Source organism: Pseudomonas sp. 58 R 12, from assembly GCF_900005865.1.
GTDB classification, from domain to species: Bacteria; Pseudomonadota; Gammaproteobacteria; order Pseudomonadales; family Pseudomonadaceae; genus Aquipseudomonas; species Aquipseudomonas tritici.
The window spans coordinates 520,496-535,211 of record NZ_CVTP01000021.1; the positions used below are offsets into that span (position 1 = coordinate 520,496).

Here is a 14,716-nt window from a genome sequence, read left to right on the forward strand (position 1 = left end):
ACTTTTGCTCTTTGCTTTGCGGGCTACACATTCCTGTGCCAAACAGCCGCGCTACTTAAGGTCACACAGATGGACATGCAATCCCGAATTCGCCAGCTTTTCCAGGCCAGCATCGACACCAAGCAACAGGCGATGGACGTACTTGCACCGCACATCGAGCAAGCCAGTCAGGTCATGGTCAATGCCCTGCTCAACGAGGGCAAAATGCTTTCGTGCGGCAACGGCGGTTCGGCCGGCGATGCCCAGCATTTTTCGTCCGAGCTGCTCAACCGTTTCGAACGTGAGCGCCCGAGCCTGCCGGCCATTGCCTTGACCACCGACTCGTCGACGATCACCTCGATCGCCAACGATTACAGCTACAACGAAATTTTCTCCAAGCAGATCCGCGCCCTGGGCCAACCCGGTGACGTGCTGCTGGCGATTTCCACCAGCGGCAACTCGGCGAATATTATTCAAGCGATCCAGGCCGCACATGATCGCGAAATGATTGTCGTAGCATTGACAGGACGCGATGGTGGCGGCATGGCCTCGCTGCTGTTGCCGGAAGACGTGGAGATTCGCGTCCCGGCCAATGTCACTGCACGTATCCAGGAAGTCCACCTGCTGGCGATCCACTGCCTGTGCGATCTGATCGACAGCCAACTGTTTGGGAGTGAAGAATGACCGTTAACCGCCTCAGCCTTTTGGCCATTACCCTGTGCCTCGCTATCAGCGGCTGCAGCACGGCCATCACCGCAACACGCGACACCCCTATTCAGGACGACAAGGGCACCCGTACCTTCGGCAGCAAGATCGATGACTCGCTGATCGAAACCAAGGTCGAAGTCAACGTCGCCAAGGCCGCGACCGATCTGGGCAACGGCGCATCGCGCATTGTTGTGACCAGCTTCAACGGCGTCGTGCTGCTAGCAGGCCAGACGCCACGCGCCGACCTCAAGGCCCAGGCCGAACAAGCTGCTGCCGCTGTGCAGCGCGTGAAGAAGGTGCACAACGAGTTGCAGGTGATGGAACCGATCACTCTGCTCGCCATCAGCAATGACGCCCTGCTGACCACCAAAATCAAGGCGCAGATGCTCACTGATAACGCGATCCCTGGTTCGCGCATCAAGGTCGTCACCGACAACGGCATCGTTTACCTGATGGGCCTGCTGACCCAGGCTGAAGCAACCCGTGCATCCAATCTGGTGCAGGGTGTGTCCGGCGTGCAGAAAATCGTCAAGGTCTTCGAGTACATCGATTGATGTAATCACGCAGCCACAAAAAAGGGCGCCGCATGGCGCCCTTTTTTATTAACGATTGTTTATTGGTATTGAGAGTACGGATTGCCCTGGAACTGGTTGTTCTGCTGTGGCGCCTGTTGCTGGGCACCTGGTTGGCCATACTGCTGGCCTGGGATTGGACCGAGGTTCACTTCCACGCGACGGTTCTGGGCGCGGCCGTTGACGTCGGCGTTGCTGGCAATCGGGTTATCCGGGCCGGCACCGCGTGCAGTCAGGTTGGCACCATTGACACCCTGGGACGTCAGGTAGTTGGCCACGCTCTGCGCCCGACGCTGGGACAGGTCCATGTTCAACTGGCGGCTGCCGGTGCTGTCGGTGTAACCAACGATCTGAATGGTATTCTGGTTGAACTGCTTGAGCGAGTTGGCCAGGTTGTTCAGCGGCTGATAGAAGCTGCTGGAGATCGCATCCGAGTTGGTCGCGAAGGTGATGTTGCCCGGCATGATCAGCTTGATCTGGTCGCCCTGGCGCTGAACTTCAACACCGGTGTTGGCCATGCTTTCACGCAGTTTCTTTTCCTGTTGGTCGGCGTAGTAGCCGTAGCCCGCAGCACCGGCACCCGCAACCACGGCACCGATCAGTGCGCCCTTGCCACGGTTGTTATGGTCGATGGCCGCACCCGCCAATGCGCCCGCCAGGGCACCCAGGCCACCGTACTTGGCGGTCTTGCTCATACCGCCGGATTCGTTACTCGCCTGTCCCTGGCTGCTGCCGTCATAAGGGTTAGGTGATGCGCAGCCGGACAACAAGGCTACGGCGGTAGCAACAACAAGCAGACGACGCGAAGTGAACATGAAGGGAGCTCCTACTTTTGCATTCTGAGGTGCAAAGGACATTGGCAATGGACCTGTGCCGAGTTTGGAACGCGACAAACGGTAAAAATTCCGTGGCTACAAAAACCGTAGCAGATGCACGCTGAACACGACCTGAGTTTTTGCTACAAGGCGTGCCCGCTATAGAACAGCACCTGCGTGGCAACTATTCCGTTACGCCCGCACAAAAGGGTTCTCGCGCATTTCATCCCCCAACCGGGTATCGGGGCCGTGACCGGTTACCACCGTTGCGCCCTCATCCAAGGTATACAAGCGCTGCTTGATCGAACGCACAATGGTCGCCTGGTCCCCGCCCCACAAATCTGTACGCCCGATACCGCGACGAAATAGCGTGTCACCCGCAATCAGCAGCTTGGCATCGGCAAACCAGAAGCTCATCGACCCCGGCGTATGCCCCGGTGTGTGCAACGCCACACCGCAGCCGCAGGCCAATTCCTCATCATCTTCCAGCCAGCGATCAGGCGAAGGCACCGGGGTGTAGGGAACGCGAAACATCTGGCATTGCATTTCCAGATTGTCCCAGAGGAATTGATCCTCCTTGTGCAAGTGCAGTGTGGCGCCGGTCTTCTCTTTCAACTGCCCGGACGCCAGGAAGTGATCGAGATGGGCATGGGTGTGGATAATGCTCACGACCTTGAGGCCCAATGCATCAAGGCGCGCCAGGATCAGCTCATGGTTGCCACCCGGGTCGACCACGATGGCTTTTTTGCTGATCGGGTCGCCGATGATGGTGCAGTTGCACTGCAGCGGGCCGACGGGAAAGGTCTCGCGGATGAGTGCGGCGTGTTCAATATTCATCGGTGCTCCAGCAGGCTCTATGGCATATTCGGCACAGAGTATGGTTGACGATACCCCTGACCCGAAAGGGAGCATTGCGTCCCGAGTACCAACGGCTAAGCTTTCCAAGCGCCATTGAAGAACAATCCAAGACCGCAACCGCGCCGCGCTGGAGCGAGCCCCATGGCGAATCAGCTGATCATCTGCGAGCACTGCGACTGTGTGTACGAAAAAGTCACGCTCGCCAAACATCAAAAAGCCCATTGCGTGCGCTGCGCGGGCGTACTCCAGCGTTACAACGGCCTGTCAGTCCAACAGCGTCTTGCCCTGACGCTGACCGCCGCCGTGTTATGGACTTTCGCCAATTTCTATCCGGTGATGAGCATCAGCCTGCAAGGACTGAAAAACAGCGCCACCCTGTGGGATTCAGTGGTTGCGCTGAGTCTGGGGCCGATTACCTTTATCGCCTTGGTGGCCGCTATTTCCATCATCATCGCACCGGTGTTTCAGCTATTGCTGCTGACCTGGGTGCTGAGTTTTGCCCTCTCGGGCAGACGTTCGCCCGCCTTCAAGCGATGCATGCGCTGGCTGGAAGCGCTCAGACCTTGGAGCATGCTGGAAGTGTGCCTGCTTGGTGCGATGGTGGCCGTGTTCAAGCTGGCCGGTATGCTGGATGTGATCCCCGGCACCGGGCTTTTTGCCCTGGCGGCGCTCAGCCTGTTGCTGATCCGCATTGCCGGTCGTGACGTGCGCGACCTGTGGGACGCCGTATGAACCCGCCACCGACTGCCAGCGAGCTTAACCTGTGCCTGTGCCACAGTTGCGGCCTGTCTGCCGACATCAGCACCGGCGCGCCGGAATGCCAGCGCTGTGACGCCCCCCTGCACCGGCGCAAAATCAACTCGCTGACCCGTACCTGGGCCTATATGCTGACGGCGCTGGCGTTTTATGTGCCGGCCAACCTGCTGCCGGTGATGAACACCACCATGCTCGGTTCAGGCGCAGACAGCACCATCATGAGCGGCGTGCTGGAGTTCTGGCAGCATGGCGCGTGGGACATTGCGCTGATTATTTTCATCGCCAGCATCGCGGTGCCGGGCATCAAGTTTGTGTCGTTGACGCTGCTGCTGGTCACCGTGCAGCGCAACAGCCGCTGGGCGCGCAAGGAGCGCTCGAAGCTGTTTCGGTTTGTCGAACTGATCGGCTACTGGTCCATGCTCGACGTGATCGTGGTTGCGCTGGTGGCCGCGTTGGTCAAGTTCCAGGCCCTGGGCACTATCGAGCCACGCCTGGGCATTCTGTTTTTCGGCCTGGTGGTGGTGTTTACCATGCTGGCCGCCATGAGCTTCGACCCGAGGCTGATCTGGGAACCCCCACACACCAAGGATACCTCGGATGACGTCACCCACCCCTGACACCCCGCAATCCCCAGGCTCGCCGGCCGTCAAGACTCGGCGTTTCAGCGTTTCGCTGGTTTGGATCGTACCGATCGTTGCGGTGTTGGTGGGGATTTCGCTGGTGGTTCACAGCGTGCTTCAGCAAGGCCCGACCATCATCCTTAACTTCAAGACCGGCAGTGGCCTGACCGCGAATAAAACCGAGGTCAAATACCGCAACGTGGTGATCGGCCAAGTGACCGAAGTGGCCTTGAGTGACGACCAGAAAAGCGTCAACGCCACCGTGAAACTGGCCAAGCAGGCCGACAGCTTTACCCGCGCCGACTCGCAGTTCTGGGTAGTACGCCCGCGTATCGGCGCAGGCGGCGTGTCGGGCATTGATACCCTGCTCTCCGGCGACTACATCGGCGCCGACATTGGCCAGTCCGAGACCCGCGCCAAACAGTTTACCGGCCTGGAAAACCCGCCGCCCATCACTTACGGCGAACCGGGCAAGCGCTTCACCCTGCACACGCAGAACCTGGGTTCGCTGGATATCGGCTCGCCGGTGTATTACCGCAAAATCGAGGTCGGCCAGGTCGTGGCGTACAAGCTGGATGCCGAAGGCAAGGGCGTCGATATCGAGGTGTTCGTGCACGCGCCCAACGATGTCTACGTCACCGAAAACACGCGGTTCTGGAACGCCAGCGGCATCGACCTGAGTGTGGGCGCCAATGGCTTCGCGCTGAAAACCGAATCGCTGTCGTCCATGCTGGTCGGCGGTATCGCTTTCCTCGCACCGCCTTACAGCCCCAACGACAAGCCGGCCGGTGAAGAACGCACGTTTGAACTGTTCGACGATCAGCTCGCCGCCCTCGCCCCGCCCAACGGCCAGGGGCAATACATGAGCCTGCGCTTCGACCAGGCTCTGCGCGGGCTCAAGGTCGGTGCACCGGTGGAATTCCTCGGCGTCGAGTTTGGCAAGGTGGTGTCGATCAACCTGGATTTCGACGCGAAGAAGCGCAGCTTTCCGCTCAACGTCGGCATCGTGATCTACCCGCAATTGCTCGGTCAGGCCCATACCAAGTTGCTCAAGACGATGAACCATGACCCCAATGATGAAGCCGCCGGTGTGCGCCTGATCGGCTCGTTTATCGAAAACGGCCTGAGGGCCCAGGCGCGCAGCGGCAATTTGCTGACCGGCCAGTTATACATCGCCCTGGACTTCTACCCGAAAGCCGAGAAGGTGGCGTTTGATCCCAAGGCGCGTCCGGTCAGCATTCCCACGATTCCTGGCAACCTGGAACAGTTGCAGGAAAAACTCGAAAACATCGTCAACAAGATCAACCAGCTACCGATCGAACGTATCGCCGGCAACCTCGACAGCAACCTCGTGGAACTGCGCAAAGGACTGACCCAGTTCAACGCCAAGACCTTGCCCAGCGTCCAGAACACCCTGGCTGACGTGAGCAAGACATTGCAATCGGCCAGCTCGACCCTGGCCGAAGACTCACCGCAACGCGAGCAACTGACCCAGACCCTGGATGAGCTGGGTCGCATGTCGCGTTCCTTGCGCGAGCTGTCGGACTACCTGGGCCGACACCCGGAATCACTGATTCGCGGCCGCCCAGACAACGCCGCCCCATTGGACCTGCAAGGACCGCCGCGCAAATGAACCGTGGAGCAAGCGCCATGACGTTACCGTTGAAAATCACCCTGCTCAGCGCATTGCTTGCGCTGGGGGCATGCAGCAGTACACCGATTACTTTTCATACCCTGACCCCGGCGCAGTGGAGCAACACCACCGGGGCCGACGCGGGTGGGATAAAAATCGAAAGTATCAGTGTGCCGCCACAAGTCGACCGCCCGCAGATTGTGGTTCGCCAAGGCAACAGCGGCGTCGCGATCCTGGACACCCAGTGGTGGGCTGCCAGCCTGGTGGATGAGTTGAGGAGCGCGCTGGTGGACCAATTGGCTAACAGCAACCCTCGACAACCCATGCTGTTGCGCCTTGAGGTGCAGCGCTTTGACTCCGTGCCCGGCCAGTACGCACTGCTTGACGTCAAATGGCGTCTGCGGCCGGCCAGCGGCAGTGATCGCGCGCCGCTGACCTGCCGCACCACCTTGCAGTCGTCGGCCGGCGCGAGCATTGACGACTTGGTGCTCGCCCACCAGAACAATCTCAAACGCTTCGCGGCGCAGATTCGCCAGGCAGTCGACAGGCCGTCCAACCAGTGCCCAAGCGCGCCATAGACTTCGGAGGGTCTACGCCAGCAGTCCCATTGCCTTGGCACGGGCCACCGCCTGGGTCCGCCGCTCCACCCCTAACTTGCTGTTGATGTGGCTGGCGTGGGTCTTCACGGTGTGCAGTGAGATGAACAGCTGGTTACTGATTTCCTGGTTCGAGCAGCCTTGGGCAATCAGTTTCAGCACTGCCAACTCACGCGCGCTCAAGGTTTCGTGAGCCGGCGCTACCTCGGGTGTCACCACCGTCGGCAGAAGCACCAGCAAACTCTGGTTCAGCAGGCCATGCGCATCCTTGCCCAATTGCTCGCGCATCCAGCCAGGGTGCCCTTCCAACAAGCGCTGGAAAGGTTGCAGCGCGCCCCCGGCGCCGGCCTCAAGGGCCTGGACCAGAACCGCGCGCGCCTTGGCTTCCTGGCCACTTTCCAAGAGCAACTGGGCCTGCTGCGTCAGCGCCATCAGGGCAATCATCTGGCGGCCGCTGTTGTGCGCCTGCTGCGCCAACGCTTCAAGCCGTTGCAATGCGGCAACAGGTTGATGGCGAGTGGCATCCAGCGCCGCTTGTTGAAGCTCGATATGTTGTGGCAGGTGCGGGTGAAATTCCGGCGCGGCGGCGGCCTGCTCACCGTTGTAGGTCTGCCCCAGGCGGGTCAGCCAGGCGTCGGCCAGATCTGTACGGCCCTGGGCCAGCCACAGTTCGCATTTGATCAGGGTGATCATTGCCAGGTAGTAGATCGGCGGCACGTCCCAGATATGCATCAGGCGCTCGGCCTCGGCGAGTTCAGCAAAGGCTTTGCCGAAGTCACCACGGCGGCCTTCGAAATTGGCGATCACGCAATGCCCGATCAACACACTGATGTCGCGGCAGGCACGGGCTTCGACGAGCCCGGCGCGTAAGCGGGCGAGTCCGGCTTCGGGTTGTAGCCGCACCAGCAGCAAAAAACCTTCGTAGAGTGACAACCGCGCGCGCACCGCGTACAACCGCTGCGGCGCTAAGCCCTGCAGGCGTTGCAGGCCCTGATGCACTTCATCCAGGGAACGCAGGATTTCACCGCGGGCCTGCAACACACGCGCACGGTCGTAATGGGCCAGGGCCTCGAACAATGGGTTGCCGACGCGCTGCGCCAACTCCAGGGATTCGCGATTCAAGCCACGCGCACGCCACAGGTCGGCATCGACAATGGCCAGGTTGGAAAGGGTCGACAGGCACATCAACCGCTGGCCGTAACGCCGTTGCGGCAGGCTTTCCAGCGCCTCGCTGCAATAGCGCTGGGTCAGCTCGCGATCGCCCCGGCCCCGGGCGATGATCCCGCTCAGCGCCAGCCACTGTGCCAGCATCGATTTTTGCGCCGTGGCCGACGGTGCTGGCAGGAAGCGGCTGAGGTAGCTGGATAATTCTTCCGCCGCATCCAACTGGCAGGCCAGGCCCAAGGCCCAGCTGTAGAGAACAATCAGGCGCGGCGTACTGATCAGCAAGCTGTCGGGCAAGTCCATTTTCCAACGCAGCAGCATGCCCACGTTCTGCTCGGCCAGCAGTTGCTCCTCGGACAGGTTCTGAACCAGGTTGGCGGCGACATCCAGATGGCCGGCGCGCAACGCTTGCTCCACGGCCTCATCGATCAAGCCCTGGGCATTGAACCAGCGGCACGCGCGCAGGTACAGGCTGGCCGGCGGCAGCACATTGCTGCTGGCGCGGCGGGTGCGCAGCAGGTCTGAAAACAAATGGTGATAACGGTACCAGTGGCCCTGCTCGTCCAGAGGCACCAGGAACACTTGGTGGGCTTGCAGGTAACGCAGGATTTCAGCGCTGTCATGGGCTTCGCGCACCGCGTCGCAGAGTTCGCTGCAAAACCGATCCTGAGGGGCTGTGTCGTACAAAAACGCCTGCACTTCGGCGGGCAGGCAGTCGATCACCTCTTCAAGCAAATAATCGCCGATCAGCCCTTCGCCGCCGTGCAAGCTCTGCGGCAATGCCCCGTCGTTGCCGGCCTCGGAGGCGGCGAGCAACCAGAAACGCAGCCCGGCAACCCAGCCTTCGCTGCGGCGGATCAGGTTGTCGAGGGCTTCGCCGCGCAAGGAACTGCTGTGGCGATCCAGCACCGCCAGGGATTCGCTGTGCGTCAGGCGCAAATCCTGTTCGTGCAACTCCAGCAGGTGGCGCGATAAACGCAGCCGCGCCAGATGCCAGTCCGGGCGCTGACGGCTGGTGACCAGCACCACCAGGCCATCGGGCAAATGGTTGAGGAAAAACTGCAGGCACCGGTCGAGCACCGGCCCCTGGGCCAGATGGTAGTCATCCAGTACCAATAACAACGGCGCGCGCGGGGACAGGTGCACGGTCAGCTCATCGAGCAGTCCGTCCAGCCATTCTTCAAAGGCAAAGGGTTGGTGACGCTGGCGCATTTTCAGCAGGCCCAGGGATTGGGCGCCGAGTTGCGGGAAAAATTGCTGTAAACCGTCGAGCAGGCGCTCAAGGAAACGGCCGGGGTCGTTATCCCGTGGGCTCAGGCCCAGCCACAGGCTTTGCCAATGGGCCGGCAGGCTCTGGCAGAACTCCACCGCCAACGAACTCTTGCCGAACCCTGCCGGTGCACTGACCAGCAGCAGCCGCCCTTGCAGGCCAGCACTCAGGCGTTCGCACAGGCGCGGACGCAGCACGTAGCCGTCAGGCAGCGGTGGCCTGTAGAAGCGACCTTCCAGGGTGGGAATTACCGCACTGGCAGGCCCTTGGATTCGGGACAGATCAGTCATCGCCGGGCTCTTGTAGAAGGCTGTTGTCGGCATTGCAGATGTCCGCAGACTAGCGGTAAAAGCAGCAGGTTTGTAGATCTTTGCAACATTTGCCTGAAAAAGAACTGCGACAAAAAAATTCGCCACATAAAAAAGCCCCGAACGGGTCGGGGCTTTTTTCCGAGGATGCGGCCTCGGTTAACTCAGCTTAGCGCACGCCATCCTGGCGCAGGGCCGCTGGGGTGAAGTCGCTGGTGGTGGCGGTGAAACCGAAGTCATACGCCTGTTTCTCTTCGTTCTTCATGCCCAGTGCAAGGTAGCGGCCGGACTGCAGGTCGTAGAGGGTTTCCAGGGCGTACCACGGCACTTGCTTGTCGTAGTAGTTCTCGGCATGCGCTTCAGCCACGCGCCACAGTTGGCCACGGCCGTCGTAGTGGTCGATGACCGCCGCTTGCCAGGTGTCTTCGTCGATGAAGAAATCACGTTTGGCGTAGATGTGGCGCTGACCTTCTTTCAAGGTGGCGACTACATGCCAGACACGGCGCAGCTCGTAGCGAGCCAGGTCCTGATTGATGTGGCCGGCCTTGATGATGTCGGCGTACTTGAGCTTCGGATCGTCGATCTTGTAGCTGTTGGAGGCGATGTAGATTTCTTTCTTGCCTTCCAATTTCCAGTCGTAGCGGTCCGGTGCACCGTTGTACATGTCGAGGTTGTCGGAGGTACGCAGGCCGTCAGCGGCGGTACCTGGGCCGTCATAGGACACTTGCGGCGCCCGGCGCACACGGCGCTGGCCGGCGTTGTAGACCCAGGCCGAACGAGGCTCCTTCACCTGGTCCAGGGTTTCGTGCACCAGCAGCACACCACCGGCCAGACGGGCCGGCGCGGTCACTTGCTGCTTGAAGTAGAACAGCACGTTGCCCGGGTTTTTCGGGTCGAAGTCTTTCATCTTGTCGCGGAACACAAACTGGTCGCGGAAGTACACCAGGCTGTAGGAACCGTTGGTTTGTGGCGTAGCCTGGGTTACCAGGCGGGTCACGCTGCCACCGCGATAACGGGTGATGTGGTTCCAGATGACTTCAACGCCGCTTTTGGGAATCGGGAACGGCACGGCGGTCTCGAAGTTTTCCAGGCCGTTGCCGCCGGACACCAGGTTGGTGGTGGTGGCGTTCTTCTTGATAGCGGCGAACACATCAGCCGGCACGGTAGCGCCGCGATGGGTCGGGTAGACCGGCATCTTGAAGGTCTCGGGGTAGCGCTTGAACATCGCGTACTGACCCGGCGCCAGCTTGTCTTTGTACTGCTCGACGTTTTGCGCGGTGATGGTGAATTGCGGTTGTTCACTGGCGTAAGGGTTGGCCAGGAACCCACGGGCGTCGACGGCACCGGCGTTGGTAGGCAACGGCGACCACTTAGGAATGGTGCCTGCAGCGTTACCGGCCATCTCGGCGCCCATCGGGGTCAGACTCGTGCCCAGCTTGGCGGCTTCATCCGCCGACACTGCCGCCATGACGTTGCTCGCCAGGATCGACAGCCCAAGCACACCCACGTGCAACAGACTTTTGGTTATTTTCATGTTCTGGTCTTCCTGAAATGCAGTGTGCTTAGAAGTTCGCGCCGAAGCTCAAAGCGACAAAGTCGCGGTCATTCACTGTGCTGAAATCGCCGCCGAAGAAGTTCGTGTAGTTCAGGCTGGCGGTGTAGGTGTTCTGGTACTCGGCGTCCAGACCCAGGCTGACAGCCTTGCGACCTTCTTCGAAGTTAGCGCCAGGACCAGGGGAGTAACCCTTGACGTCATGGGACCACGCCACGTTTGGCTTAAGGTTGACGCCGGCGAAGACATCCGGGTATTCCCAGATTGCCCGAGCGCGGTAGCCCCAGGAAGTGGCCGTGGTAAAGCCATCGTTGTTGCAGTTGGTATTCAGCCCATTGGCATTACCCAGGCCGGCACCTACGGCGGTCGAGTTATTAAGCGTATTGCAGAAACCACCGGGCAACGTACCTGGACCAAATACCGGGTCGCGGCCATAACGAGCCTCTGATTTGCTCTCCAGGCCGCCCACGTGAGTCACCCCAATCTCGCCCACCGTGGTCAAGCGGCTCGCGCCCATCACCTGATCAAAGAAGTGCGTGAATGTGGTCTGGAACTGCGTGACTTCCTTGCGGTTGTAACCATGCAGGTCTTGACCAGGCGAGCCTTTGAGCACCGAAGCGTTGCCAAAGCCGGTAATAGGCGTGACGCCCGCATAGAGTATGTCGGTGGTGCTCAGTTGCACCGGTGCGTTTGGCCGGTAGCTCAACTCACCGCTCCATGCGGTACCGGTAGGCAGCGTGGTGGAAAAGCTCAAGCCGTAAAGACGGATGTCTTCCGGGTATTCGACGAAGTAGTTGGAGCTACCCGCCACAATCACCGGGCGTAGCGCCGCCAGCCCACCCAGAGGACGGTTGTACGCTGACGCTGGCGCACCTTGTGCACTGAAAATCGGCGCACGGCTGTGATAGTTCATGAAGTAAGCGCCGAACTCGGTGTCCAACGGCTCGAAGTTGTAGTGCATGGCAACGCCAAACTGACCGCTGTCGCGAGCATCACGGTCAGGACCACGGCGCACCAATACGCCCTCTTCGTTCACATCAACACCCAAAGTATTGAGGGTTGGATAAGCAAGAGGCGAGATGCGAGAGCGCTTGTTCAACACCCGTAGGTTGTTGTCGCAACCATCAGAGATGACGTCCGGCTGAGAGAAGAATGTCCCGCAGTTATCGGTAACCGTCTGGTCCCATTCCAACTGATAGAACGCTTCCGCCGACAAGTTATCGGTCAGCGTCTGCGACACATAGAACATGTTGACCGGAATCAAGCCTTCCTTGACCTCAGCCCCCGGACGACGGAACGCAGACACGTCGATCGGGTTGATGGAGTTGATGCCCCCACCGATGAAGGTACTTTCACCCCAGCTCACCACTTGCTTACCGAGCCGCACGCTGCCGGGCTGATCAGCAATCGAGTAGTTGTGGTAAACGAAAGCATCGAGAATTTGCCCGCCGGAGGACTTGGCGCCCTCTTTGCGATTGCTGTTGCTGATGTCCTTGAACTCGCGACTCTCGTCCTGGAGTTCGAAGTCATACCAGTACTTGCCACGCACAAATACGCCGGTGTCGCCGTATTTCAGCTCTAGATCATGGATGCCCTTGAAGATTTTCGAGAACGTCTCGCCACGCTTGAAGTTCAGGTGGCCGTCATCGGACGTCTGGGACAGGCCATTGCCACCGTTGTTAACACCGATCAGATCCTGATTGGGCTTGGCCGTCGACCAGCTCGCCCCCACGGAAAGAGACGAGTCAAAACTCCCTTCGATTTCACCGATATTGAAACTGACGCCGAATGCGGGCCCGGCGAGCGTAGAGGCGAGACTGACGGCCAGGGGCAATTTAGCCCGGCGCCAGAACTGGTTTACTGAGGTCATCGACGCTACTCCATGTGCATTATTGTTATGGCAGTGAGTTCGTTCTGTGATGCTTGTAACGGCCGGAATACAACGATTCCAATGCCGGACTGCAACTGAACCTCCATGGTCCGCAGCACCGCATCCTTGAAAAACTCTGGAAGGGACTATAGCCAGCAGGGGGTAGTGCTTGATCCCTCTAAAGTGTGATTTGCATCAGCAACCCGTCTGCCACGACCCTTTCGCCACGTCGACGAAGGCCGACGCGGGAAGGATGGCTGAAAATTGGCAAATCACAAGTGAAGGCGCGAGATAGAGCATCGCCGTGCAACAAGGGCACGGCGAATCAGCTCAGAGGGTGGACAGGAACGTGCTGTTGTTGGCCTGCCATTCGATGATGTCAATGCGGATACGTTTTTTGTCGAGCTTGCCGACGCTGGTCTTGGGAATTTCAGTAACAACAGCGATCTGGCTTGGAATCGCCCACTTGCTCAAGTGGCCCAGCTCCACGAACGGCTTGAGGTGTTCCTTGAGCTCGCGGGCCCCTATCACATGGCCATCATGCACCACCAACAACGCAAACGGGCGTTCCCCCCACTGCGGGTCGGCGATGCCCACCACCGCTACTTCGCGTACCGCCGGGTGACGGCTGACCAGGTCTTCGAGGGCCAGGGAAGAGATCCACTCGCCGCCGGTCTTGATCACATCCTTGATGCGGTCGCGAATATCGATCACGCCAAAGGCATCCAGCGTCGCCACGTCGCCGGTGTGCATCCAGCCGCCCGCCCACAGCTCGGCGCCCTTCTGCGGCTCGTTGTAATAACCTTCGGTCAGCCACGGTGCCCGCAATACCAGTTCGCCCTGGGACTCGCCGTCGGCGGGCAGGAAATGGCCGTCGCTGTCGATGATCGCGGCTTCCACCAAGGGCCCTGGCACGCCGGCCTTGATGCGGTAGGTGGTGCGCTCATCCTCGGTGCCCGCCATCAGCTCTTCGTTGAGGTGCGCGCAGGACACCAGCGGCCCGGTCTCAGACATGCCATAGGCTGCGGTCAGTTGAATGCCACGGGCCTTGGATGCTTCATACAGGGTGCGGTTGAGCGCGCTGCCGCCAATGACGATTTTCCAACCGCCAAAATCCACGTCCTGGGCGGCTTTTGCATTGAGCACCATTTGCAGGATGGTCGGCACGCAATGGGAGAAAGTGACCTTTTCCTTGCGCCACAGCTCCACCAGGTATTCCGGGTCGTAGCGGCCGGGGTAGACCTGCTTCAAACCGAGCATGGTCGCCACGTACGGCAGGCCCCAGGCGTGCACGTGGAACATCGGCGTGATCGGCATGTACACGTCATTGGTGCCGAGCAGGCGCACGCTGTCGACACTGCCCATGATGGTCGCCACGCCAATGGTGTGCAGCACCAATTGGCGATGAGTGAAGTACACGCCCTTGGGGTTGCCGGTGGTGCCAGTGGTGTAGAAGGTGGTGGCGACGGAGTGTTCGTCGAAGTCCTGGAAGTCGTACTTCGGGCTGGCAGCGGCCAGCAGGGTTTCGTACTCGCCTACCAGGTTTGGCAGCTCGGCGGTCTTGGCCTCGCCATCGGTGAGCAACAACGTCTTGTCAACGGTAGTGAGTTGCCCGGCAATGGCCTGGTAGAGACCCACGAACTCGCTGTTGACCAGCACGAAGCGGTCCTCGGCATGGTTCATGGTGTACAGGATCTGTTCCGGCGACAGGCGCACGTTGATGGTGTGGATCACCGCACCAATCATCGGAATGGCGAACATACATTCCAGGTAGCGATGGCTGTCCCAGTCCATCACCGCCACCGTGTCACCGGCCTTGACCCCGGCTTCTGTCAGCACATTGGCCAGGCGCGCGACCCGTTCGATCAGGGTTGGATAGGTGTAGCGCAATTTATCGCGGTAGACGATTTCCCGGGTTTTCTCGTAACGGGTCCCGGACATCAGCAGGCGCTTGATCAGCAGCGGGTATTGGTACGCACCTTCGGCGGGCGGAATGACACGGGTCTGCAACATAC

At 60.1% G+C, this 14,716-nt stretch carries 12 protein-coding genes; 6 read left to right on the forward strand and 6 right to left on the reverse strand.

All coding sequences use genetic code 11. The features are described 5' to 3' along the window. The first annotated feature begins 69 nt into the window (after positions 1 to 69). Entirely contained in the window at positions 70 to 663 is a 594-nt protein-coding gene (locus BFP95_RS19655) for a phosphoheptose isomerase (protein ID WP_007904374.1), read from the forward strand. Next, positions 660 to 1,241, forward strand: coding sequence for a BON domain-containing protein (locus BFP95_RS19660; protein ID WP_065875057.1), 582 nt, complete (start codon positions 660 to 662; stop codon positions 1,239 to 1,241). Before BFP95_RS19655 ends, BFP95_RS19660 begins: the two co-directional genes overlap by 4 nt. A gap of 59 nt (positions 1,242 to 1,300) precedes the next feature. On the opposite strand, the gene BFP95_RS19665 is transcribed toward BFP95_RS19660, so the two are convergent. Then, positions 1,301 to 2,074 carry an OmpA family protein gene (locus tag BFP95_RS19665; RefSeq protein WP_065875058.1) on the reverse strand — a complete coding sequence of 258 codons (774 nt, stop codon included), beginning with the start codon at positions 2,072 to 2,074 and terminating at the stop codon, positions 1,301 to 1,303. A 192-nt stretch (positions 2,075 to 2,266) separates the two neighbouring features. Continuing rightward, complete coding sequence (locus BFP95_RS19670; protein ID WP_012722282.1) at positions 2,267 to 2,911, reverse strand: MBL fold metallo-hydrolase; 645 nt, start codon at positions 2,909 to 2,911, stop codon at positions 2,267 to 2,269. Between the two features lie 162 nt (positions 2,912 to 3,073). Between BFP95_RS19670 and BFP95_RS19675 the strand changes: the two genes are divergently transcribed. The 4 genes from BFP95_RS19675 to BFP95_RS19690 are packed head-to-tail and all read left to right on the forward strand — an operon-like array spanning position 3,074 to position 6,519. Further along, positions 3,074 to 3,664, forward strand: a complete 591-nt coding sequence (locus tag BFP95_RS19675) for a paraquat-inducible protein A (protein ID WP_065910587.1) — start codon at positions 3,074 to 3,076, stop codon at positions 3,662 to 3,664. After that, complete coding sequence (locus tag BFP95_RS19680) at positions 3,661 to 4,305, forward strand: paraquat-inducible protein A (protein ID WP_065910588.1); 645 nt, start codon at positions 3,661 to 3,663, stop codon at positions 4,303 to 4,305. The genes BFP95_RS19675 and BFP95_RS19680 overlap by 4 nt, the downstream gene beginning before the upstream one ends. After that, positions 4,286 to 5,941, forward strand: a complete 1,656-nt coding sequence (locus BFP95_RS19685) for a PqiB family protein (protein WP_065875060.1) — start codon at positions 4,286 to 4,288, stop codon at positions 5,939 to 5,941. Before BFP95_RS19680 ends, BFP95_RS19685 begins: the two co-directional genes overlap by 20 nt. Before the next feature lie 17 nt (positions 5,942 to 5,958). Continuing rightward, positions 5,959 to 6,519 (forward strand): PqiC family protein, encoded by a 561-nt coding sequence (locus BFP95_RS19690; protein ID WP_065910589.1) that lies wholly within the window; start codon positions 5,959 to 5,961, stop codon positions 6,517 to 6,519. A 12-nt stretch (positions 6,520 to 6,531) separates the two neighbouring features. Here the strand turns inward: BFP95_RS19690 and BFP95_RS19695 are convergent, their stop codons facing one another. From BFP95_RS19695 to BFP95_RS19710, 4 genes are all read right to left on the reverse strand, one after another. After that, complete coding sequence (locus BFP95_RS19695; protein WP_065910590.1) at positions 6,532 to 9,261, reverse strand: LuxR C-terminal-related transcriptional regulator; 2,730 nt, start codon at positions 9,259 to 9,261, stop codon at positions 6,532 to 6,534. Between the two features lie 187 nt (positions 9,262 to 9,448). Then, positions 9,449 to 10,813, reverse strand: a complete 1,365-nt coding sequence (locus BFP95_RS19700; protein WP_065875063.1) for a DUF1329 domain-containing protein — start codon at positions 10,811 to 10,813, stop codon at positions 9,449 to 9,451. A 28-nt stretch (positions 10,814 to 10,841) separates the two neighbouring features. After that, positions 10,842 to 12,701, reverse strand: a complete 1,860-nt coding sequence (locus tag BFP95_RS19705) for a DUF1302 domain-containing protein (protein ID WP_065875064.1) — start codon at positions 12,699 to 12,701, stop codon at positions 10,842 to 10,844. 330 nt (positions 12,702 to 13,031) lie between these two features. Further along, complete coding sequence (locus BFP95_RS19710; protein ID WP_065879598.1) at positions 13,032 to 14,714, reverse strand: fatty acid--CoA ligase; 1,683 nt, start codon at positions 14,712 to 14,714, stop codon at positions 13,032 to 13,034. Between the last annotated feature and the right edge of the window lie 2 nt (positions 14,715 to 14,716).